This is a genomic window from Sphingobacterium sp. GVS05A, from assembly GCF_019969845.1.
Lineage (GTDB): Bacteria > Bacteroidota > Bacteroidia > Sphingobacteriales > Sphingobacteriaceae > Sphingobacterium.
Genome location: NZ_JAHXYR010000009.1, coordinates 212,280 through 236,440, shown reverse-complemented (window position 1 = coordinate 236,440; position 24,161 = coordinate 212,280). Strand labels below are relative to the sequence as shown.

Sequence of the window (24,161 nt, the reverse complement as noted above, 5' to 3'; positions counted from 1 at the left end):
AAAGACATCAGAACACTGGATGGATAGCAGTAATCATGGTAGCTTCATGCCGATAAAAGATAAATAATCTCAATGAAAAAGATATTTAATTCGCTGGCTGTATTGCTTCTCATCTCGAGCGCCTCATATGCCCAGCAACCGCAAAATAGAACCACAGCTACCAAAATAGCTGATGTGCTGGCTCAGCAACCCGCAGAGGAAAAAGAAAAGTTCCTGCTCGCCATGCATGAGCTGGAAGGATTTTCTTCCGAAGACATCGTTGCTTTCCTTAAAGGCCTAAAAGCACCAGGAAGTAATAATGCTCCAATTGAATTTGCTGCCAACAGCTATTCTTTTTATGTCAATCAGCCTGGAAAAGAGCAACAAAAAAAGATATTTGTTGAAGGTCTAGCAAAATCCATTGCACAACTGAGCGAACCTACAAATCAAGTTTTCGCTTTACGTTTGCTCCGCCAGTGCGCAGATAACTCCGCAATCTCAGCTGTGGCAAATTGTTTAACGAACGACAATCTAGCTGATGCAGCTGCGAGAACTTTGGTCTCTATCCGTACCAGCGAGTCAGCTGCGGCCTTGGAAAAAGCATTAGCAGCTTCTACGACAGAAAAAACTGCAATCGCTATTGTTACAGCACTAGGCGATTTAAAGGTTGCAAATGCGGAAAATGCTATTTTGGATTTCACCAAAAAATATAACTCTGATGCCTTCCAACGTACCGCTTTGATCGCACTAAGTAAAATTGGTGGTGCAGCTTCCGCTTCGTTATTCCAAAATAAATTGAACGATGCGGCATACAGTTACGATAAATTTGATGCTGTCGGACTAGGTATTGATTATGCACAATCGCTGATCGACAATAAGCATGATCAAGATGCCATCAAATTCCTGAACAAATTCTTCCAGGAATCACAGAAAGCGAAATCCATCAACGGACAATTTGCTTCATTGAAATTATTGGCGGCCATCAATCCAGGTAAGCAACAAAAAAATCTGCTTTCTGCTGTAAAGAGTGATAATGGTGCATACCGTAACCTTGCGTTGCAATTGCTCGGTAAATATGGTAAAGGTAGTGATGCGAAAAGCCTGCTGGCTCTAGCGAGTAAAGCTACACCAGAGGTACAGGAAAGTGTCCTAAACTATCTCGCACACAACGGATCTGCGAGCAGTTTAAAAGCAATCCAGGCCTTAGTCGGCAAAACGACTTCGCCAGTGACAAAATTGGCAGGATTAAGCGCGATCAACACACTTTCACAAGGAAAAGAGACCAATACCCTAATACAGGCCTTTGATGCGGATCAAGAATTTAACAATTCTGTTAAGGCGCTTATCCTGTCTTCAAAGGATGCTAATGTGATCAATGATGTCAATACTGCACTCGCTTCTGTTGATGACAGCAAAAAAGTTCAGTTATTGGATATATTGAGCAAACGCTCCAATAATGCGTCTTCAAAAGCTGTTCTATCGATTAAAACAACAAATCCAACAGTAGAGGAAGCAATAAATAAAGCTTTACCCAATGTCGCTCAGGAATCTGATCTTGAAGAACTTTTCAATAGACTGAACAATACCACTGATCCGAAATCGGCAGCGTTATTGCAGAAAGCAGTTGTCAATGTTGTTCAATCAAGCCCTAATGCAAAAGGATTAACAGGAAAATTAGCTGCAAATATCTCAAAATCAGCCGCTCCGAGTGCTGCAAAATATTTCCCAATTTTTGCTGGACTTGGTGACGATCAATCGTTGCAAGCAGTCGGCAATTACGTAAATAATAATAATCCGGAATTAAGGACTGCAGCCATTACATCGTTGTCAAGTTGGTCATCCGCTAATGCACTTCCTAAACTAGTATCCTTATCAAGAACAGAAAAAGATGACAACCTATTCAATACGGTTTACAGAGGATTAATCAAGTCTATTTCATCTTCGGCTAGTACGGCTGATCAAAAAACACTTTTATTACGTGACGCATTTAGTGTTGCAAAGACTGTAGAACAGAAGAAGGCTGCACTTTCTGCCCTTCAACCAACAGGTACTTACCAAGCTTTTATTTTTGCTGCGGATAAAATGGCTGATTCACAGCTGGGAGAAACCGCTGCCAATACAGCCATGAATATCGCCATGGACAATAAATACTATGGTAGCAAAGTCAGAGAAGTACTAGAACAGGTAATTGGCAAACTATCCGGTAGCGAGAGTGGTTACCTGAAAGAAGCCGTTGTTCGCTATCTTTCTGAAATGCCAGTAAAAGAGGGTTATGTATCCCTTTTCAATGGTAAGGACCTTAGCGGCTGGAAAGGATTAGTCGCTGATCCAATCAAACGAGGTAAAATGAATGCCAAAACACTGGCAACCGAACAAGCGAAAGCAGATGAGATCATGCGCAAGGGTTGGTCTGCCTCAAATGGAGAAATTGTTTTTAGTGGAAAAGGAGATAATCTGGCTACCATAAAACAATATGGAGATTTTGAGATGCTTGTAGACTGGAAATTGGAGAACTATGGTGGTATAGAGGGTGATGCAGGTATCTACTTGAGAGGTACTCCACAAGTACAAATTTGGGATATCGCCAATACGAGAGTTGGTGCTCAGGTAGGCTCAGGAGGATTGTACAACAACCAAAAAAATGAAAGCAAACCGCTCAAGGTTGCAGACAACGCTACTGGTGAATGGAATACGTTTAAAATCAAAATGGTTGACGATAAAGTCACGGTTTGGTTAAATGGTCAATTGGTCACCGATAATATTCCACTGGAAAATTATTGGGACAGAAATCAATCCATTTTTCCAACAGAGCAGATCGAACTCCAAGCTCATGGGTCAGTTGTTTACTACAGAGATCTTTTCATCAAGGAATTCCCTAGGAAGCAGATCTTCAAAATAAGCGAGCAAGAGAAAAAAGATGGTTTTGAGGTGCTATTTGACGGAACAAATCTGGACAAATGGACTGAAAACAAAGCATACATCATCAATGATGAAGGTTATATCTGGGTATACCCCAATGCTAAATTTGGCGGAAACTTGTATACAAAAGAAGAGTACTCAGATTTTATCTATCGCTTTGACTTCAAATTGACACCAGGAGCTAACAACGGTGTGGGGATACGTGCCCCATTAGAAGGTGATGCGGCTTATGAAGCCATGGAAATCCAAGTTCTTGATAATGATGCCGATGTCTATAAAGATTTAAAACCCTATCAATATCATGGCTCTATATACGGTGTAGTAACAGCTAAAAGAGGTTACTTAAAACCATTGGGCGAGTGGAACTCCGAAGAAATCTATGTAAAAGGCAACCGTGTCAAAGTAACATTGAACGGTACTGTAATTGTCGATGCTGATATTGCAGAAGCCAGTAAAAATGGAACGCTGGATGGTAAAGAGCATCCAGGTTTAAAACGTACAAGTGGTCATGTTGGTTTCCTGGGACATGGAACTGAAGTATTCTTCAAAGACATTCGAGTAAAAAAACTCAAATAGTTTTACCAAGTGTAAAAAAAGGGGATAAGGAATCTTATCCCCTTTTTTCTTAAAGAACGGCTTGTTTGACAAGTGAGAAAAATAACCGAATGATTCCAAAACTTTTATTAAATTAAGGTTCTAGGATTCTAATTCAAAATATGATGTTTTATGACAAAAGCCGTAAACTTACTGATTAACAAAAAATTGGATAGTAAACCCGAAAAGAAAAATCTATTCAATAAACTTTCTATTATCAAATTAATAGCCGAATTAGGATCTGTATCAGTAAACGACATTGTAAAAAATCTCTCCCTAAGCCTTCCTACGGTCAACAGCCTGATTGCTGAACTATTGGAGGACAATATTGTCCGTCAATTTGACAAGGGAGAATCTATCGGTGGTCGCAAACCAAACCTATATCGGCTGTGTGATGGATTATTTCAAGTGTTATGTATCGAGTTGCAGCGCTTCTCCATCACACTGAGCATCATGGACAACAATCAAAATATAGTTGCTGAAACTGTAGAACTGGATAATGAATTATCACGCAATGCCGATAATCTCCACGATATTACGCAGATTATCGATCAATATTTATTGGAAAAATTAGTAGATACGGAAAATCTAACCGGGCTAATTGTTAGCATGCCTGGTCTAATCAACGCTGAGGAGGGAACTAATGAAACATTTCTGCATGACACATCGCAATCTATTACAGCTTACTTCGAGAACAAATACAGAAAACCTGTTTATATCCTCAATGACGTAAAAGGCGCCGCATATGCAGAACTAAAATTTGGTTTGGCCAAAAACACGAGAAATAGCCTCATTATTTTAATGGATTGGGGAATAGGACTTGGAATAGTTTCCAATGGTGAAGTTTATCTCGGACGGGATGGTTATTCCGGCGAGGTGGGCCATATGCCATTTATTGATAATGGTGAATTGTGTTATTGCGGAAAAAGAGGTTGTCTTGAAACTGTGGCTTCAGGAATTGCCTTAGTCAACAATGCAAAACAGGAGATCCAAAAAGGTGAACTTACCAAGCTCAATGAATTACATAAAGAGGAATTAGATCACCTAACACCAACTCATGTAATCGAGGCGGCTAATAAAGGTGATCAATTTGCCATAAACCAAATTTCCAAATTGGGTACAAATCTAGGTAAAGCTTTTGCTTCTTTGATCCAGCTACTCAATCCCGAACTTATTGTACTTGGAGGCAAAATCGCCAAAGCCAATGAATTAATTACGATCCCGATACAACAGGCAATCAATTCTTATACAATGGCGATATTAAAAGAACATTGCGATATAAAAGTATCGAGCTTGAATCTGGACAGTAATACAATAGGTTTGACAAACTATTTTATCACAAAGTATTTGTCTGTTGAATTGCTCCAGAAATCCAAAATCTAAAACTGACCTGTACTCAATAATACCAGAGTACAGGCTCTTTCAGTTTTAATACCATTCTCCATAGCTATCTGCTCTAACTCAGCATTCTCAGCCCCCGGATTAAAGATTATACGCTTTGGTTTCGTAGCCAAAATATAATTATAATACTCCTTTTGATTCTGCTCTCCAAGATACATGGTTACTGTGTCTATATCACTATGCACTTCACCTTTCTTCTCGATAGGCACGCCAGCCACTTCTCCCCCGCTCAAACCGATGTTAACAATATCATGTCCGTGCTTACGGAGCATATTCGCTGCCTTATTTGAATAACGCGAAGGGTTCGTACTTGCACCTAAGATTAATGTCTTTTTCATACTTATTTGTTCATCAACTAAATGGCGAAAAGGCATTTACACAGCCTTCATCGGTATTGGAGTTTTAATCCTGTAGTTTCCTTTGAACACGCAGCCTTTATTTTCTACAGCGATCAAAAGAATGGATCTATTCATCAATAATAAAATCGCCATGGGTACTGTAGGCATTCTTACGCAAAACTGGCATCCCCAAAATTTTATAAAGTTCATCCAATTTCACCAAGCTGCCATTTGTCATATTGGAAAGTAAAACAATCACAATATTCCTTTTCAGATCCCGCACATAAATGTGACGAAAACCGTGCCACCATCCTGTATGATAGACAATATGATCGTTTCCATGTTCAAATGTCCGCCATCCGTATCCGTAGCTAAAAATGCCTTTTTTTGCATCAGGGTAACCGCGATAAGCCGAATCCAAGGTTGATTGCTTCAATAATCGTCTATCCCGCAGCGCCAGATCAAAGCGGTATAGGTCACGTACTGTACTGTAAACGCCCTTGTCACCCAATGGGCCATCTTGAAAATTCTGTACAACAGATCTTCGCCATACCTTGTCATGCCCAATAACGTTGGTTGGGATCTTATCGTATACAGCCTTTGACAAGGCGGCTGTATTCGTCATACCTGCAACATTGAAGACACTATCTTTCATATAGGTCGCATAATCCTGCTTCGACACCTTTTCGATAATAGCTCCTAAAACCATAAAATTGGAATTATTATAAAAAAATCGACCACCTGGAGCACCATATCTATTCGGCTTGAATTCGGTCAGCATTTTCATAACATCCTGGTTTGTCATTCCCTTTTTACGATCAGGCCAGTGGTCCTCCGAAAAATAGACATAGTTAGGTAAACCCGAACGGTGGGTCAATAGCATTTTAATAGTAATACCGGGATAGGGAAAATCAGGATAAAAATCATTGATAGTCTGATCCAAACGTAATTTTCCCGCTTCGACCAACTTCAATATACCTACAGCCGTTATTGGTTTGGTGACTGAAGCCAGTTCAAATTTATCATCAATTGCCAAGCTATCGCGCTTCAGGTAATTGGCCCAGCCAAAAGTATTTTGATATAAAATTTTTCCATCCTTAGCCACTAGCACGTTTCCATTGAATGCCGCCTTTGAATGCAAGTTTTTCATAAAGGCATCAATCTTTGGATCAGCATCCTGGGGATTGTAAATGAGTCTTGTACTATCTATTTTTGCTTGTGCTATCGCCGCCTCTTTTTGTTTTTTCTCTTTTGAACTACAAGCGATTGTAGACACGAACAAAAGAGCTGCCATTCCCTTTAAAAAAAATAATTTCACGTATTGCTTCTCCTGGATTTTCTATATTGTATTATGTTTGCCTATTTCACTAAGGCAATTCTGTATCTCATTTTTTACACGATCTTTATATCGCAATCATCCTATTCCTACGCTGATTAATATGTATTCTTTTTGATTTTCAATAAAGAACCGAGTTTAAAGATAATAATGCTAAAATGAAGATTTTAGTATAAAAAAACGAATTTTTAGAACAAAAAAAGCCACTTTATTACTAAAGTGGCTAATATTTTATTGGCTTGTGGAATCTAAGCTAGTAATCTAACTGGATTTTCTACCAATGCTTTTAAAGTCTGTAAGAATGCAGCACCTGTTGCGCCATCTACCACACGGTGGTCACAGCCCAAAGTTACTTTCATTACGTTACCAGGAACCACAGCACCATTTTTCACAACAGGAACAGCTTGGATAGCTCCTACTGAAAGAATAGCACCATCAGGAGAGTTAATGATAGATGTAAACTCATCTATTCCAAACATTCCCAAGTTGGAAACTGTGAAAGTAGATCCTTCCCAATCCGCTGGTTGTAATTTTTTAGCTTTCGCTTTTTGAGCAAAATCTTTCACCTCAGCAGAGATGTGAGATAATGATTTACCATCCGCAAAACGTACCACAGGAACTAATAAGCCATCTTCAACTGCCATAGCCACACCAATGTTGGTATGTTCGTTGAAACGAATTTTATCTCCTTGCCAAGACGAATTCACTGCTGGGTGTTTTTTCAATGCGACAGCAACGGCTTTCACCACGATATCATTGAATGATACTTTTACTGGAGCGATCTCATTGATTTGCGCACGAGCAACCATTGCATTATCCATATCGATAGAAACTGTCAAGTAGAAGTGCGGTGCAGTAAACAATGATTCTGCCAAACGGCGCGCAATTGTCTTACGCATTTGGTTGACAGGTTTCTCTGTATAACGTTCTTCACCAACATAGGTAGGCAAAGTAATTGCTTTTGTTTCTGTAGCAGGAGCCGCTGCAGCTGCTGTTGCAGCAGGTTTTGCCGCTGCAGGAACAAAAGATTCAACATCTTTTTTCACGATACGACCACCATCTGCTGATCCTTTGATATCGCTCAAGTTGATGCCTTTGTCTTTTGCAATCTTACGTGCTAATGGAGAAGCCTTTACACGAGCATCATCATTTGTAACAGATGCTACTGGAGCCGCAGTTGCAGTAGGAGCTGAATCAGCCTTAGGTGCTTCCGCAGTTTCCGCTTTTGCAGGAGCAGATTTTTGATTCAATAAAGGTGTAATATCAGTTCCCGCAGGACCAACAATAGCAATAATATCATTTACTTTTGCTGCTTCTCCGGCTTCAAGACCAACATATAACAATGTACCGTCAGCATAAGCTGTAACTTCCATTGTCGCTTTATCCGTTTCTACATCAGCAATAGCGTCATCAGATTTGATCGTGTCACCAACTTTGAAATTCCATTGCGCAATAACACCTTCTTTCATGGTATCACTCAACAACGGCATTGTGATCACAGTACATCCCAATTCCTCGGCTGTAACTGTGCTAGCCGAAGATTCTGGACCAGAAACTTCTTCGGCTTTTTTTTCTTCAGCTTGTTCTGGTGCTTTCTCAGCTGCAGGAGCATCACCACTCAACAAAGCTTGAAAATCTTCACCAGGTTCACCCAAAACAGCGATAACAGCATCGATAGCTACTGCTTCACCTTCTTTAGGGCCAATATATAAAAGAGTACCTTCTTGGTAAGACTCAAAGTCCATTGTAGCTTTATCTGTTTCAATTTCAGCTACTAAATCACCAGAATTTACTTTATCACCAACATTTTTGTGCCATTTTGCGATGACCCCTTCGGTCATTGTATCGCTCATTTTGGGCATTCTTACTACTTCAGCCATTCTGTATTATATTATCAAGTTAAAGAGTATTAATCTAAAATAAATGGATAGTCTTGTTGTACATAAACATCTTTGTACAATTCGTCTGCAGTTGGGTAAGGAGATTCTTCCGCAAACTTCACCGACTCATCAACTACTTTTTTCACATCAGCCTCAATCTCAGCAAACCATGCATCATCCGCATATTTGTTTTCCAAAATAGCATGTTTAGTAGCCAATAATGGATCGCGGTCTTTATACGCTTCTAATTCCTCTTTCGTACGATATTTCGCCGGGTCAGACATGGAGTGTCCTTTATAACGGTAAGTACGGATTTCTAAGAATGTAGGACCTTCGCCAGCACGAGCACGTTGAACAGCCTCATCCATTGCGTTGTGTACAGCAACAACATCCATTCCGTCTACAGGAGCAGAAGGCATATCAAAACCTAATCCCATTTTGTAAATGTCCTGCATGTTAGTTGTACGTTGTACAGAAGTACCCATCGCATAACCGTTGTTTTCACACACGAAGATAACTGGAAGTTTCCACAACATCGCCATGTTTAGTGTTTCGTTGAATGCACCTTGACGTACAGCTCCATCGCCCATATAACAGATGTTTACATTATCTGTACCAAGATATTTCTCAGCAAATGCGATACCAGCACCTAAAGGAATCTGACCACCGACAATACCATGGCCACCCATGAATTTATGTTCTTTAGAAAAGAAGTGCATTGAGCCTCCTTTACCTTTTGAACAACCAGTGATCTTTCCATATAATTCAGCCATACAAGCATTTGCAGAAACGCCTTTAGCCAAAGCGTGGGCGTGATCACGATAAGCAGTGATTAAAGAATCCTCAGGTTTGATAACCGACATCGTTCCAGCGACTACTGCCTCTTGTCCTATGTACAAGTGACAGAAACCACGAATCTTTTGCTGTCCGTAAAGTTGACCTGCTTTTTCTTCAAACTTACGCATAAGTAACATAGACTTATACCACTCCAAATATGTCTCTTTTGTTATAGGTGTTGAACTCATTTCAAAGTTTTGATTTTCTTACAATTCTAGACTACAAATCTAATAATTTTGGATGAATTTTCTTGGTCAAAAATCAATTTTATTTACACTTTAAGACACTTCTAAGACATTTGATTTAAAGTATATAGCATTTTTCAGCAAATAAATGAACGGCACAATCAAATAAATCAAAAACTTATGAAAATAAAAAAGCCAAACGACTTAATAATCATTTGGCTTTATCTATTTTATATAAATTGTTTGCTAACGCAGTTTTTGGATAAGCTCACTTTCGGTAACCTTCACCTGCTCCCCACTTTCCATGTCCTTGAGTGATAATTGACCGGATGAAACCTCTTCATCTCCAACCAACAACACGTAAGGGATTCCTTTTCCATCGGCATAAGCCATCTGCTTTTTCAGCTTTACTGGAGCGGCATATAGTTCTACAGCAATATTTTCTTTACGAAGTTTATTGAGCAAACCTAGTGTGTAGGTTTCAAGTTGTTTATCAAAATTGATAATCAACAGCTTGGTAGAATCCGCTTTATTTGCTGGGAATAAATTCAATTCTTCCAATACGTCGTATATACGGTCAGCACCGAATGAGACGCCCACTCCTGTCAGATCCTTCAATCCGAACATCCCTGTAAGGTCATCATAACGGCCACCACCACCAATACTTCCCATAGCTACTTCATTTGTCTTTACCTCGAAAATACAGCCTGTATAATAATTGAGACCTCGCGCCAATGTAATATCCAGATCAATTATACGGGTCAATAGCTCCGTATCCTCGCTCAACTTGGTAATATAATCGAAAACCTCCTCTATTTCAGCAATACCTGTCAAACCAATGGAAGAATCGGCCAAGATAGATTTTAACGACGCAAGTTTCTCCCCATTTGAACCTTCCAATAAGATGATCGGTTTCAACAGATCCAGATCGGCTTCGGTAAAACCTCTTTCCAACAATTCTTTATTGACCCCATCCAATCCGATTTTATCCAACTTATCAATGGCGACAGTCATATCGACAATAAGTTCTGGCTTTCCGATAATTTCGGCGATACCAGAAAGGATCTTCCGGTTGTTGATTTTAATATTAAAATCCTTCAGTCCAAAACGTTCGAAAGCCTCTTGATAAATCAGAATAAATTCAGCTTCATTCAGCAAGCTTTCTGATCCCACCACATCAACATCACATTGGTAAAATTCACGGTAACGGCCTCTTTGTGGACGATCCGCACGCCAGACTTGTTGTACCTGAAAACGCTTAAATGGTAAGGAGATATCATTTTGATGCATCACAACGTAACGTGCAAAAGGCACCGTCAAATCATATCTTAGTGCTTTTTCAGAAATATGAGGAATTAGCTTATTCGAATTTTTATCTTGTAGTAGACTATCTGGAGCTTTTGTCAAATAGTCTCCGGAATTAAGGATCTTAAAGATCAATTTATCACCTTCATCACCGTATTTACCTGTTAAGGTCGTTAAATTCTCAAATGAAGGCGTCTGTATTTCATTGTAACCATATTTTTTAAACACAGCTTTCAATGTATCAAAAATATAATTACGTTTGATCATTTCGGAAGGCGAAAAATCACGGGTACCTTTCGCCAAAGAAGGTTTTACTGTTGCCATATCCGGCAAAGTTAATATTTAGTGGGGACTAAATAAATTAAAGAATAAAAATCCTTTATTCTACTTCCAGAATCTTGAGGAATTCGCAGGCTTTTTCCGCTGCTAATTTTTCAGCCGACTTTTTATTAAAATCGCGTCCCAGACCACATACAACTCCATCTACAACGGCTTCGACACTAAACATCTTCGAAGATTCACCCTCTGGATTATCCGTTTGTTGAAATAGGATTTCTTTTCCGGTATGCTGACACCATTCGATCAATCGACTTTTGAAATTAGTCTCGGTCTGCTCCAGCAGTTGGATATCAACATGTGGTTTAATAATACGGTTTAGGAGAAAGCTTTTTGTGAACACATAGCCTTTGTCCAGATACACTGCACCAATCAGCGCTTCAAATGCATCACCTAACAAAGATCCTTGTTTGTTCGGGAAACTGATCATTCGGGCATCAAACTGTATCATTTCGTTGAATCCTAGTTTTCTGGAAAGTTGGTTCAGGTTTGCACGACTCACGATTTTGGAACGCATTTCAGTTAGGAAACCTTCGTCTTTATACGGATATTTCTTGAACAATAATTCGGCAACGACAGAACCTAAAACAGCATCACCCAAGAATTCCAGGCGTTCATTACTGTTCTTAGCCCCTTCTTTGATTGTTACTGCAACAGACTTATGTCTAAATGCCATCTTGTACAAATGCACATTCCCGGGAACAAAACCTAATAGGTTTTTTAGTTTCTTAACATATTCCCGATCCGGCGAAATATATAACTTGTATATCCTTGAAAAAGGCATCTCATCTAAAAATAAGGCGACAAGTTCTAATTAAAGAACCTGTCGCTAGCTCATATTACCAAACCATGTTTGAAGGATCAAACATTAAGCTTTATATTTTTTTACAATCACGGTAGCATTGTGGCCACCGAATCCAAATGTATTACTCAACGCCGCATTCACTGTACGTTTTTGCGCTTTGTTGAATGTAAAATTCAATTTATTATCAATTTCCGGATCATCTGTGAAGTGATTGATTGTCGGTGGGACAATATCATTTTGCACAGCTAAGATCGAAGCGATAGTTTCTATAGCCCCTGCAGCACCCAAAAGGTGTCCAGTCATTGATTTAGTTGAACTGATATTCAATTTATATGCGTGTTCACCAAACAGATCAACAATAGCCTTTGTTTCACTGATATCGCCGACCGGTGTAGATGTTCCATGGACATTGATATAATCAATATCTGAAAAATCCATCTCTGCATCATTGACAGCCATTGTCATTGCCAGTTTAGCGCCCAATCCTTCTGGATGCGAAGCTGTGATATGGTGTGCATCGGCACTCATTCCACCACCTGCAATCTCTGCATAGATTTTTGCACCACGTGCTAAGGCATGCTCTAAGCTTTCTAAGATCAAGGCACCTGAACCTTCACCCGAAACAAAACCATCTCTGTCTTTATCAAAAGGACGAGAAGCTGTTTTGGGATCATCATTTCTTGTTGACAAAGCATGCATAGCGTTGAATCCACCGATTCCAGCCTCATTGACTGTGGCTTCTGATCCACCGGTAACAATCACATCTGCTTTTCCCATACGAATATAGTTGAAAGCATCAATCATTGCATTGGTAGCAGAGGCACAGGCCGATACTGCTGAAAAGTTGGGACCGCGAAGGCCATGACGCATTGAAATATGTCCTGGAGCAATATCAACGAGCATCTTAGGAATAAAGAAAGGATTGAAACGTGGTGTTCCATCTCCCTTTGCAAAGTTGGCAACTTCTTCTGTAAAAGTTGTCAGACCTCCAATTCCTGAGCCCCATATTACTCCGATACGATTTGTATCTAATTTTTCAAAATCTAAGCCAGCATCTTTAATTGCCTCATCAGTAGACGCAATTGCATACTGTACAAAAGGATCGACTTTACGAGCTTCCTTACGATCCATGAAATCATGTGGATCAAACCCCTTTACCTCACACGCAAACTGAGTTTTGAATTTTGACGCATCAAAATGCGTAATAGGAGCAGCTCCGCTTACACCATTTATTAACGCCTCCCAGTATTCTGAGACGGTATTACCAATTGGTGTAAGGGCGCCTAATCCTGTTACTACTACTCTTTTAAGCTCCATTTATTACGATTAGCCTAATTAAATTAGTTAGTTAACGTTTTTTTCTAAATAAGCGATTGCTTGACCAACAGTACCGATAGTCTCTGCTTGATCATCAGGAATAGCAACGTTGAATTCTTTTTCAAACTCCATGATCAACTCAACAGTGTCAAGTGAATCAGCACCTAAATCATTAGTGAATGAAGCTTCTGGTGTTACTTCGTTTTCGTCTACACCTAATTTTTCAACGATAATTGCTTTTACTCTTGAAGCGATATCTGACATGATTTTATAGTTTAATTGTTTAATAAATCTGTGCAAAGAAAAATAAATTTCATCAAAATTCAAACCTAAATTGATATTTAGATGAAAGTCACCATGTTAGGCGACCGAACTTATTCGCGTCTTATACTAGCTAACCCACTCTATATTAACTTAGTTCAAGTATAACAAAAATTATTTTGTATTCCAAACACTCAGCTAATTAACTCAAATTTTACACAAAAAGTATATTCCTACCTTAAAATTATTAGTACCTTCGTTAGCATAAGGACATATATTTTAGAAAAAAAGTGGTCAATAAGTTAGTAGCAAGGTTAGACATGGATATGGATGAAGAGTTAGATTTCACCCTACTCGCCATCACCTGCCCGCTTAAAGATTACCGCCTCTGCCATTTTATCAACAAAGTGACAAACCTGGATTTTTCCAGGGGCAAAGAGAGCAAATACGACCATGATGGTCGCCCAAAAAATAAATCAGAAGAAGAGCTTGAATATCACATCATCTTTGACGCAAAGAAAAAAATAAGCTATCACTTCACTGCTTTTCATTATCTCAGTCCGGATTCCGACACAGAATATTTTCTTATTAACAATAAAAGTATTGAAGGAACCTTTTTAATTCCCGAAAACCCCCATTTTGATTTCTTTGTCATCATCAAAAATTACATCTGCGAAGACGATGTTGAACATATAATCAAAAGGATCAGCAAATTACCGGAAGTGGTCATTGCAAAAGAAATATCACCAAAAATATTGAAATCTAAAGAAAATCTCATATTTTAGCAGACTGTAGGTTAGTGTAGCAAATACACCTAACTGTAAATCTAAATTAATTCGATTTAGTTTTGACAAAAGACAACAATACGGCTTGCCGTTTGTTGTCATAAATGAAGAACATTAAAAATACAAAATAACAGATGGAAAAAGTTCAAAAAAGGACTAAAATTGTCGCAACATTAGGCCCTGCTTCGGCAGACAAACAAGTTTTGACCAACATGATTGCCAAAGGGGTTGATGTGTGTCGGTTGAATTTCTCTCATGGCAGTCAGGCAGATCACCTTAAGGTAATCGAAACTATAAATGCAATAAATAATGAAACCGGATTCAATGTTGCCATCTTAGCTGACTTACAAGGTCCAAAGATTCGGATCGGAAAAATGAAAGAAGGCGGTGCTGTCCTCGTAAATGGTTCAAAAGTTGAAATTACCACACATGAACTCATTGGAGACGAAAACAGAATCTACATTACATACGAAAACTTTCCAAACGATGTTGAAGCCAACGAAATCATATTACTTGATGACGGAAAACTTCAACTTCGTGTTTTAGAGACCAACCATAAAGACACTGTTACTTGTGAAGTGGTGCATGGTGGTGTCCTTACTTCACGTAAAGGTGTAAACTTACCAAACACCAAAGTATCTATCCCTTCATTGACTGAAGAAGATTTGGATAACTTAAACTTTGCGTTGGATCACGGAGCTGACTGGATCGCGATGTCATTCGTCCGTTCGGCAGAAGATATTGCACAATGTAAAGAAATCATTGCTGCAAAAGGAAGCCATGCACGCGTAATCGCGAAAGTAGAAAAACCTGAAGCAATCGAAAACATCGATGCAATCATCGAAGCTACCGACGCTGTCATGGTTGCTCGTGGTGACTTGGGGGTTGAACTTCCAATGGAAGAGGTACCAGGGCTTCAGAAGATCATTGTCCAAAAATGTAGAGACCTTTCAAAACCTGTAATTATTGCTACGCAAATGCTAGAGAGCATGATTACGACACCTCGTCCTACTCGTGCTGAAGTAAACGATGTTGCCAATTCAGTATTGGATGGTGCAGATGCAGTGATGCTAAGTGGCGAGACTTCTGTGGGTGAATTCCCTGAGATTGTAATCGAAACAATGAGTAAGATTATTATCCACGTGGAACAAACTTCTTATCCTTATTATAATGAGAAAGTTAGTGAAATCCACGACGGAACACTTATTCCAGACGCGATTTGCGCATCTTCAGTTTATCTTGCTCAAAAAACAAATGCTTCAGCAATCGCTGTATTGACTTCTTCTGGAGCAACTGCATTTGAAATTACAAGCTACAGACCAAACGTAGACATCTTGGTATTTACCGGAACAGAAAAACTATTGAAACAATTGAGTTTGCTTTGGGGTGTGAAAACATTTATCTATGACAAATTTGAAAGTACTGATGGTTCTATCCATGATGTCAATAGATTTATTGTAAAAAACAACTATGTTAAACCAGGATCAATTATCATCAATACCGCATCAACTCCGTTAATTGAAAAAGGTAAAACAAATACAATCCGTGTTTCTCAGTTGTAAGAAATAGGATCATAAAAAAGAAAGGCATTCTCATCGTGAGAATGCCTTTCTTTTTTATTTCTTAGGGTATAGGGAGTCAATCTTTAATTTGAAATCTTTTACTTTCAAACTATCTTCCAATAGCCTAAACCGCAATGTATCCTGTTGTGATTTCCTTCGCTTGGGTGATTTTTCTGTTCCCGGCATAGGTGCCAGACCATCCAGCTTTTTGAATTTCTGAACAGGCATATTATACTTAGCCGATGTGGTATCTAATCCAAGGACTGGCATCTTGGATTGTTTATCCTGCAGTAACGGACGATGCTCTTTTAGCTTGATCTGACCGAAAGCAATCCCCACTGTAAAAGACAATGCCAATGATAATACATAAGTTTTCATAACATAATCTATTTTAACTCCTAATTTACAACAACATAACCAAGATTTAAAGCAATTGCTGTTAAACATTGTTAAAACAACTCCAAAACAAGTTAGCATCTTTATATTTGTAACAATTCAAGTAAAGCAGCAGATGGAATGTGGGAATGGCTCAGAATCACAGGATGTAATGAGCTCATGATGCTATTGAAAATATATATTTGCAAAACATAATTTCATGAAGAAAAATAGTATTGTATTAATCATTGGACTAATGTCTTTGGCACTAATCGGCGTATTGGCTATGCAATTCTATTTTCTACGAGATTCCTACCGTCAAAAATCACAGCTCTTTGACGAGTCGGTCAATGCTGCACTTACTGCTGTTGCCGGAAAACTCGAGCGACGTGAAGTCGTCGATTTCGCGAAAGTACAACAGGAGCGTAATATCGAAAAATCCAAACAGGAACAGGCGAAACAACAACAGTTGACCGAGCAGCTCCAGCTTCAAACTCAAATTGAGAATCTAAGAGGCAAACTGGAGCAGATCTATCAAAAATATAAATTAGAAGAAGATAGATTAAAAGCAACCTATCCAAATATTATTAACATTGAAAACTGGTTTTACGAAACTTATGTTAAAAGAACACAATATCAGGATTTGGTTGAAATCAACATTGTCAAGACTCCCACAAGTGGGCTATATTATCAAGAAGACGTTATCGTTTCAGCAACAAAAACAATTCCACGTATTGAAGCTAAAGATGACAGTACACGGTTTTTAATTGTCCATATTGATGATTTCAAGCGATTACTTGGAAAGAGTATCGTAGCTCTCCCCCCAAGATCTAATCCAAAACTGTCGAAACGAATTTTTGAGCTAGAAACAAAATTAAATAAACTGTCGAAAAAAAATGCAGGCTACGGATTCAATGTTTATGATTCTGTTGCCATGCTTGGTGGTAAAAAAGCTGATTACATCGAAGATGTCGCTATCGGAATGGAATTGGCGAAAAGACCACTTAAGGATCGGTTGAACATTATTATTGTTCAAGAACTTCTAAAGGAAGAATTGATCCATCGTGACATCAAAGCACCGTTTAATATCGAGATATGGAGCACCAGCAATATTTTGCTAAATAATATTCTGAATGAGGCCGAACTAAATAATCCCATAAATACCACAAAGTATTCTACAGCGCTATTTAAAGGCGATGTTGGCGCTGCCCCAGGGAAGCTGACCATATACTTCCCGAACAAAAAAGCGATCATAGCAGACAATATGAGCTATTTGCTACTTCCTATGCTCACTCTTTTGTTTTTATTGGTCGGATGTTTTGCTTATACACTCATCATTATCTTTAGACAAAAGAAGGTATCTGAGATGAAAACTGACTTCATTAATAACATGACCCATGAGTTTAAAACTCCTGTGGCCACGATCATGATCGCCAGTGAATCACTTAAGGACCCTGACATCAATGCGGACCACAAACGTGTACAGAAATTGGCTAATATCATCTACGATGAGAATGTTCGCCTCGGAAATCATATTGAGCGGGTATTAGATTTAGCAAAACTGGAGAAAGAAACATTAAAACTTGATCGTGAAGATGTCCATATCAATGATCTTGTAGCCGCTGTCACAGACAGTATGCAGCTCCGGATGCAGAATATCGGCGGAAAATTCAGTGTCGATCTCGCGGCGACAAAAGATATTGTAGTCGGGGATGAACTGCATTTCTCCAATGTATTTTATAACCTAATGGACAATGCGATTAAGTACAGCAAAGGAGATCTACATGTAAATATCGGTTCTAAAAATATTGGCGATAACATTGTTATTACCATCGCTGACAACGGAATTGGTATGAGCAGAGATCACCTCCAAAAGATATTCGATCAATTTTATCGTATCCCCACCGGAAATGTCCACAACGTTAAAGGTTTTGGTCTGGGCTTAAGTTATGTTCAGGATATTTTGAGAAGACTCAATGGAAGAATCACCGTAAAAAGTGAGAAAGATAAGGGCACAACCTTTGAAGTAATTTTGCCCGTAAAAAAATAACACGTTCCTTTTTTGTATATTCAGGGAACATTAGTGAAAATTAATAGATTCATTATGCAAAAGATATTATTAGCAGAGGATGATCCCAATTTGGGGGATCTTTTAAAGGACTATCTCGAATTAAAGGGAAAATTTGACGTTACGCTCTGTATTGATGGAGACGAAGCCGTTTCCCAGTTCAAAAAAAATGATTATGATTTATGCATTTTCGATGTCATGATGCCTAAAAAAGACGGTTTTACCGTGGGCCGTGAGATCAGAAAAACAAATAGCACCGTACCGATTATCTTCGCTACTGCAAAAGGCATGATGGAGGACAAGACAGAAGCGTTTGAATTAGGTGGAGATGATTATATCACAAAACCTTTCCGTGTTGAGGAGTTACTTCTTCGGATTAATGCTTTATTGAAACGAAGCGTCAGAGACAAAGAGGATGAAGTAGTTGCAGATAAGTTTGAAATTGGAGATTACTTCTTCGATTATACGAGTCAGCAGATTTCCTACAAGGGTCAAATGCAAAAACTATCGACAAAAGAGGCTGAATTGCTTCGCCTACTTTGTTTAAAAAAGAATGATGTATTGACCCGGGAAGAAGCTTTATTAAAAATATGGCATGACGACAATTACTTCACAGGTAGAAGTATGGACGTATTCCTGAGCAAACTTCGTAAGTACCTAAGAGAAGACAGCAAGGTTGAAATCGTCAATGTCCACGGTAAAGGTTACAAACTCTTGGTGAGTTAAAGGCATAGAGGGTGAGATACCAATGCGTGATTTCACCCTCCTTTCCAATGAAAAGAAAGAAATAAAACATTTCTATCCTTAGTAGAATATAAAAAATAGATGCACTTTTATAAAAAATTTGCATATCAAAAAGAAATGTTCTAACTTAGCATCGCTTATAGAGAAAGGCAGAGGGAATAGACCCGATGAAGCCTTAGCAACCTGTCCCTTGACAAGGTGCTAAATTCTACCCTACTTGATATGGGAATGATAAGCCGAAGTCACCGAATTCTAGTGTGTCCTTCTCTCTCTAGCAAGAAATATAGTTGAAAAGAAATATTAAAAACATTATTATGTTATTGACTAACAATTTAGGTTACCCTCGTGTGGGCGCGTTCCGCGAATTGAAAAAAGCCAATGAGGCCTATTGGGCTAAAAAATCTTCTGTTGAGGAATTATTGGACACAGCAAAAAAAATTCGTGAAGGCAATTGGAAAACACAAAAAGATGCTGGAATAGATTTGATCCCTTCCAACGACTTCTCTTTTTACGATCAAGTATTGGATTTAACCCTTACTGTTGGTGCGATTCCTGCTCGTTACCATTCTTTATTGAATAAAGTAGACAGCAACTACAGCTTAGACTTATATTTTGCAATGGCGCGGGGTTTCCAACAAGAGGGAATCGATGTGACTGCAATGGAAATGACAAAGTGGTTGGATACCAACTACCACTATATGGTTCCTGAATTCACAAAAGATCAAGAGTTTAAATTGACTTCTGAGAAGTTCTTAAATGAATACAACGAAGCAAAATCATTGGGTATTGAGACAAAACCAGTTTTACTTGGTCCAATCACTTACCTTTTGATCGGTAAAGAAAAAGAAGCTGGTTTCGACCGTATCGACCTATTGGACAAATTAGTTCCTGTATATGAGCAAATCTTGTCTAAATTGGCAGAAGCTGGAGCACAATATGTTCAGATCGACGAGCCTTTCTTGGCTTTGGATTTAGATGCAAAAGTAAAAGCATTATACCAACCTACGTTTGAGAAATTGGCTGCTGCTGCCAAAAACATCAAATTGATCGCGACAACTTACTTCGAAGCTTTAAAAGACAACGAAGATATCGCGGTTAACTTACCGATCCATGCATTACACTTGGATTTAGTACGTGGAGAAAACCAATTGGATACCGTTTTAGCTAAAGTTCCAGCTTCATTGACATTATCTTTAGGTATTGTTGAAGGCCGTAACATCTGGAAAAACGATTACGAAAAATCATTGGTTAAAATCAAACAAGCAGTTGATGCATTAGGCAAAGACCGCGTTTGGATTGCTCCTTCTTCCTCTTTATTGCATGTTCCTTTTGACTTAGATAATGAGCACAATGAGCAATCATTACCTGCTGAAGTTAAAAACTGGTTAGCATTTGCAAAACAGAAATTAGCGGAAGTAAAAGATCTAGCCGTCTTAGCAGAAGGTGAAGTTGATGCAGAAACAACAAAACGTTTCGAAGCCAACAAAGCTGCAGCAGAAAGCCGTCGTACTTCTCCGTTGATCCACAAACCAGAAGTTAAAACACGCACCAGCAACATTACTGATGATGATGCAAAACGTACATCAGTTTTTGCTGACCGTAAAGCGGCACAACAAGCGAAATTCAACTTGCCAGCGTTCCCTACGACAACAATCGGTTCTTTCCCACAAACAAAAGATGTGCGTAAGTGGAGAGCTGATCTGAAAAAGGGATCGATCACACAAGAAGAGTACGATAAAGCGATTGCTGAAGAAACAGAAAATACAATCCGTCTTCAAGAGCAATTGGATATTGACGTATTGGTTCACGGTGAGTTCGAACGTAATGACATGGTTGAATACTTCGGTGAGCAATTAGCTGGATATGCATTCACACAAAACGGTTGGGTACAATCCTACGGTTCACGTTGTGTGAAACCTCCAATTATTTACGGAGATGTATACCGTCCAGAAGATATGACTGTACGTTGGTCATCATACGCTCAATCATTGACAAATCGTCCGGTTAAAGGGATGTTGACTGGTCCTGTTACAATTTTACAGTGGTCTTTCGTACGTAACGATCAACCACGTTCAACAACAACTTACCAAATCGCATTGGCGATCTTAGACGAAGTACAAGCTTTGGAAAAAGCAGGTATCAAAATCATTCAGATCGATGAGCCAGCGATCCGCGAAGGATTACCATTGCGCAAAGCAGATCAAAAAGATTACTTAAACTGGGCTGTACGTGCATTCCGTGTGTCTTCATCTAATGTAGAGGATGATACGCAGATCCACACACACATGTGTTACTCTGAGTTTAACAACGTGATCGAAGATATCGCAGCAATGGATGCTGACGTAATTACAATTGAGACTTCACGTTCTCAAATGAAATTATTGAATGCTTTTGCAGGTGATTTCAAATACCCGAACGATATCGGTCCTGGTGTATACGATATCCACTCACCACGCGTACCAAGCAAAGATGAGATGGTAGACCTATTGCGCAAAGCAAAAGCAGTAGTTCCTTCGGAACAACTTTGGGTTAACCCTGACTGTGGTTTGAAAACTCGTGCTTGGCCTGAAACTAAAGCTGCTTTAGAATCTATGGTTGAAGCTGCGAAAATCTTAAGAGCAGAATAATTCTTAAACTATATTGATAAAAGGGGCTGTCTCAAAAATGTGAGATAGCCCCTTTCTTTTATTCAATTTTTCGGTTTCTATTTATTGTTTAAATATTTGATATTCAGTATTTTTATATAAAATATCAGAGACATTTATGGCCAAGCGCGTACCAGTTTTTAAGCCCTACTACCAGGACCAGATCATGGCGATTCCTCCAACACTGGATGAACTGGTATCCAGGTCGCACCCTGTACGGATCGTAAACGATGTTATCAACCGTATCAATATACAGGGGCTCCTGGATGCCTATAAAATAAAGGGCAGTTCTAGTTATCATCCACAGATGTTGTTGAAAGTGCTGGTTTATGGCTATGTGAGCAATGTTTACAGCAGCCGCAAACTGGAGACGGCCTGTCGGGAAAATATCAACTTCATGTGGCTGAGCGGGATGAGTTTTCCGGATCATAATACCATCAACAGATTTCGTGGGGTCCGTTTAAAGGATGCCCTACGCAGTGTATTTGAAGAAGTCGTTAAATTACTGGCTGATGAAGGGTTGTTGAGCATAGAAGATATCTATACCGATGGTACCAAGATCGAAGCGAATGCCAACCGGTATACTTTTGTATGGAAAAAGGCTATCCAGACCAATAAGCAGAAGATGGGGGCAGCATTAAAAGAAATATGGGATTATGCCCAGAGCGTAGCCAAATATGAGGATGAGCTTCCTGAACCTCCGGACCTGACTGAAATTGACAGGGATAAAGTTCAGGCCACTGTGGACAGACTGAATGCTGTGCTGGAGGGGAATCCCTGGGTGAATAAAAAGATGCGGGCGAAATTGCGTTATGCCACCAAGAATTATCCGGGCAAGATAGCGCAGTACCAGGAGCAGGAGGCTGTGCTGGGGGAGCGAAACAGTTACAGCAAGACTGATACGGATGCAACCTTCATGCGTATGAAAGATGACCATATGAACAATGGCCAGCTCAAGCCGGGTTACAATATACAGATATCTACTTCCAATCAGTTCATTGTCAACTTTACCATCCACTCAAATCCTACTGATACCAGCACATTGCCCGTACATCTGGCCCAGCATGAACATAGCTACGACAGCTATCCGGATAGCCTTACCGCGGATGCGGGCTATGGGAGTGAGGAAAATTATACTTTTCTGCAGGACAAAGAAACAGCAGCTTATATCAAATACGCATCATTCGATAAAGGGCAAAAAGGAAGCAACAGGGATAAAAATCCGTTTTCTGCCGACAAATTGTTTTATAACAGTGAACAGGACTGCTATATCTGTCCGATGGGTCAGCAGATGAAGTGTATAGGTGTTTTTAAACAAAAAACATCAACCGGGTTTGAACAGCAGCTCAGGAAATATCAGGCCAAAAACTGCGATGGCTGTCCATTGAATGGAGCCTGCCACAAAAGTACAACCAACAGGATTATCCAGGTAAACCAAAACCTCAACAGACAAAAAGCCAGAGCGCGGGAGCTGCTCAGCAGTGAGCCTGGGATTGCCAAACGAAAGCAACGATGTCACGATGTGGAATCGGTCTTCGGAAATATCAAACAGAACCATGGGTTCCGCCGGTTTATGCTCCGTGGGAAAGAAAAAGTGTCAATAGAATGGGGATTATTGGCTATCGCACAAAATATCCGAAAAAAGGCAGACTAAAAAAAGGCCGCTTTCGACCCCTATTTGGTTCTATGAACCTAAAAACCCATCTTAAGAAAATACTCAATAAAGATCATAGCGATAACGAAAAAAAGGGGCCGTATCAAAATAGCTATTTTGATACGGCCCCTTTTTTTTTTGAATACTTTATCCGGAATCGAGCGTCTTCGTCAGTTATTTACTTCGCTTTTTGCCCGTCTTATTCATTTCCAATTTTCCTTTAATCCGATCTTCAATAGACTTTATGATCGTGGACAGATCGCTGTTCAGATTATCCAATTTAGCCATTTTGAGGATTTTTAAAGCCTTTTTGTATTTCTTTAATTTCTCAAGCAGCAGCACCTTCTTAATCCAGATTACAGCCAGGGACATCCCCGGCAATGTCAACGCATATTTGATGGTTTTCTTTGCCGCTTCGTAATCCCCCATGTCTATCAGGGTCTGTATAAAATAAGGATACACCTCCAAAGCATGCACATTATGGCTTAGAGCTTCCTGAAAATATTTCTTTGCCTGTTCATAATCAAACAGCTGCTCCGCATAGACCCGCCCCATTAGGCACAATGCCATCGTATTGGATTCATCGTATGACAAGGCATAGGATAAGGATTCTAGCGTATCCTCCAGATAATATGGATAATTATCCAAGGCCTGGAGAACATATTTATTCACTGAATTCATCGTTTTTTTAAAACATTACATGAGTATTGAGCTTCTTGCGGCTACCTCTAGCCACACAGATGCCATTTCCTTTTATCGGTTAGATCATCTCAAATGATCGCGTGGCAATACAGACATCACAATCCGATGTCACATACAAATGCCAAAATTGGTC

The 24,161-nt window shown here is 39.3% G+C and carries 18 protein-coding genes and 1 riboswitch; of the genes, 8 read left to right on the top strand and 10 right to left on the bottom strand.

All coding sequences use genetic code 11. The features are described 5' to 3' along the window. The first annotated feature begins 72 nt into the window (after window positions 1-72). The gene (locus LC454_RS21390) at window positions 73-3,474 is read left to right on the top strand and encodes a family 16 glycoside hydrolase (RefSeq protein ID WP_223584499.1); all 3,402 of its coding nucleotides are present in this window, start codon (window positions 73-75) and stop codon (window positions 3,472-3,474) included. 150 nt (window positions 3,475-3,624) lie between these two features. Continuing rightward, on the top strand, window positions 3,625-4,875 hold the full coding sequence (locus LC454_RS21385) for an ROK family protein (protein WP_223584497.1): 1,251 nt from the start codon (window positions 3,625-3,627) through the stop codon (window positions 4,873-4,875). Here LC454_RS21385 and LC454_RS21380 read toward each other — a convergent pair. From LC454_RS21380 to LC454_RS21345, 8 genes are all read right to left on the bottom strand, one after another. Then, window positions 4,872-5,231, bottom strand: a complete 360-nt coding sequence (locus LC454_RS21380; protein ID WP_223584495.1) for a CoA-binding protein — start codon at window positions 5,229-5,231, stop codon at window positions 4,872-4,874. The two genes, LC454_RS21385 and LC454_RS21380, sit on opposite strands and share 4 nt — an antisense overlap. 127 nt (window positions 5,232-5,358) lie before the next feature. After that, window positions 5,359-6,525, bottom strand: a complete 1,167-nt coding sequence (locus tag LC454_RS21375; RefSeq protein ID WP_223584493.1) for a serine hydrolase domain-containing protein — start codon at window positions 6,523-6,525, stop codon at window positions 5,359-5,361. A 290-nt stretch (window positions 6,526-6,815) separates the two neighbouring features. Next, the gene (locus tag LC454_RS21370; protein ID WP_223584491.1) at window positions 6,816-8,447 is read right to left on the bottom strand and encodes a pyruvate dehydrogenase complex dihydrolipoamide acetyltransferase; all 1,632 of its coding nucleotides are present in this window, start codon (window positions 8,445-8,447) and stop codon (window positions 6,816-6,818) included. Between the two features lie 29 nt (window positions 8,448-8,476). Next, a complete protein-coding gene (gene pdhA, locus LC454_RS21365; protein WP_223584489.1) occupies window positions 8,477-9,472 on the bottom strand; it encodes a pyruvate dehydrogenase (acetyl-transferring) E1 component subunit alpha in 996 nt (331 codons plus the stop codon). Window positions 9,473-9,715: 243 nt separating this feature from the next. After that, window positions 9,716-11,098: a histidine--tRNA ligase gene (hisS, locus tag LC454_RS21360; protein ID WP_223584487.1), complete on the bottom strand. Its 1,383-nt coding sequence runs from the start codon at window positions 11,096-11,098 to the stop codon at window positions 9,716-9,718. A gap of 55 nt (window positions 11,099-11,153) precedes the next feature. After that, window positions 11,154-11,894 carry a ribonuclease III gene (rnc, locus tag LC454_RS21355; RefSeq protein ID WP_120261762.1) on the bottom strand — a complete coding sequence of 247 codons (741 nt, stop codon included), beginning with the start codon at window positions 11,892-11,894 and terminating at the stop codon, window positions 11,154-11,156. An 84-nt stretch (window positions 11,895-11,978) separates the two neighbouring features. Continuing rightward, the gene (gene fabF, locus LC454_RS21350) at window positions 11,979-13,232 is read right to left on the bottom strand and encodes a beta-ketoacyl-ACP synthase II (RefSeq protein WP_120261763.1); all 1,254 of its coding nucleotides are present in this window, start codon (window positions 13,230-13,232) and stop codon (window positions 11,979-11,981) included. A gap of 27 nt (window positions 13,233-13,259) precedes the next feature. Beyond that, window positions 13,260-13,496, bottom strand: a complete 237-nt coding sequence (locus tag LC454_RS21345; protein ID WP_028070665.1) for an acyl carrier protein — start codon at window positions 13,494-13,496, stop codon at window positions 13,260-13,262. 317 nt (window positions 13,497-13,813) lie between these two features. On the opposite strand from LC454_RS21345, the gene LC454_RS21340 reads away from it, so the two are divergent. Further along, window positions 13,814-14,278, top strand: a complete 465-nt coding sequence (locus tag LC454_RS21340) for an IPExxxVDY family protein (protein WP_104385234.1) — start codon at window positions 13,814-13,816, stop codon at window positions 14,276-14,278. Between the two features lie 134 nt (window positions 14,279-14,412). Beyond that, window positions 14,413-15,840: a pyruvate kinase gene (gene pyk, locus LC454_RS21335; RefSeq protein WP_120261765.1), complete on the top strand. Its 1,428-nt coding sequence runs from the start codon at window positions 14,413-14,415 to the stop codon at window positions 15,838-15,840. 54 nt (window positions 15,841-15,894) lie between these two features. Here the strand turns inward: pyk and LC454_RS21330 are convergent, their stop codons facing one another. Continuing rightward, window positions 15,895-16,218 (bottom strand): hypothetical protein, encoded by a 324-nt coding sequence (locus LC454_RS21330; RefSeq protein WP_120261766.1) that lies wholly within the window; start codon window positions 16,216-16,218, stop codon window positions 15,895-15,897. A 217-nt stretch (window positions 16,219-16,435) separates the two neighbouring features. Between LC454_RS21330 and LC454_RS21325 the strand changes: the two genes are divergently transcribed. The 4 genes from LC454_RS21325 (at window position 16,436) to LC454_RS21310 (ending at window position 23,326) form a co-directional block, all read left to right on the top strand. Further along, window positions 16,436-18,265, top strand: a complete 1,830-nt coding sequence (locus tag LC454_RS21325) for an ATP-binding protein (RefSeq protein ID WP_223584485.1) — start codon at window positions 16,436-16,438, stop codon at window positions 18,263-18,265. Window positions 18,266-18,319: 54 nt separating this feature from the next. Beyond that, complete coding sequence (locus LC454_RS21320) at window positions 18,320-19,009, top strand: response regulator transcription factor (protein ID WP_120261768.1); 690 nt, start codon at window positions 18,320-18,322, stop codon at window positions 19,007-19,009. A gap of 152 nt (window positions 19,010-19,161) precedes the next feature. Further along, window positions 19,162-19,265, top strand: a riboswitch (SAM riboswitch). A 76-nt stretch (window positions 19,266-19,341) separates the two neighbouring features. Further along, the gene (gene metE, locus LC454_RS21315) at window positions 19,342-21,654 is read left to right on the top strand and encodes a 5-methyltetrahydropteroyltriglutamate--homocysteine S-methyltransferase (RefSeq protein WP_262903127.1); all 2,313 of its coding nucleotides are present in this window, start codon (window positions 19,342-19,344) and stop codon (window positions 21,652-21,654) included. Window positions 21,655-21,790: 136 nt separating this feature from the next. After that, window positions 21,791-23,326: an IS1182 family transposase gene (locus LC454_RS21310; RefSeq protein ID WP_223584284.1), complete on the top strand. Its 1,536-nt coding sequence runs from the start codon at window positions 21,791-21,793 to the stop codon at window positions 23,324-23,326. Between the two features lie 174 nt (window positions 23,327-23,500). Here LC454_RS21310 and LC454_RS21305 read toward each other — a convergent pair whose 3' ends face one another. Continuing rightward, a complete protein-coding gene (locus tag LC454_RS21305; protein WP_223584483.1) occupies window positions 23,501-24,007 on the bottom strand; it encodes a tetratricopeptide repeat protein in 507 nt (168 codons plus the stop codon). Window positions 24,008-24,161 lie beyond the last annotated feature (154 nt).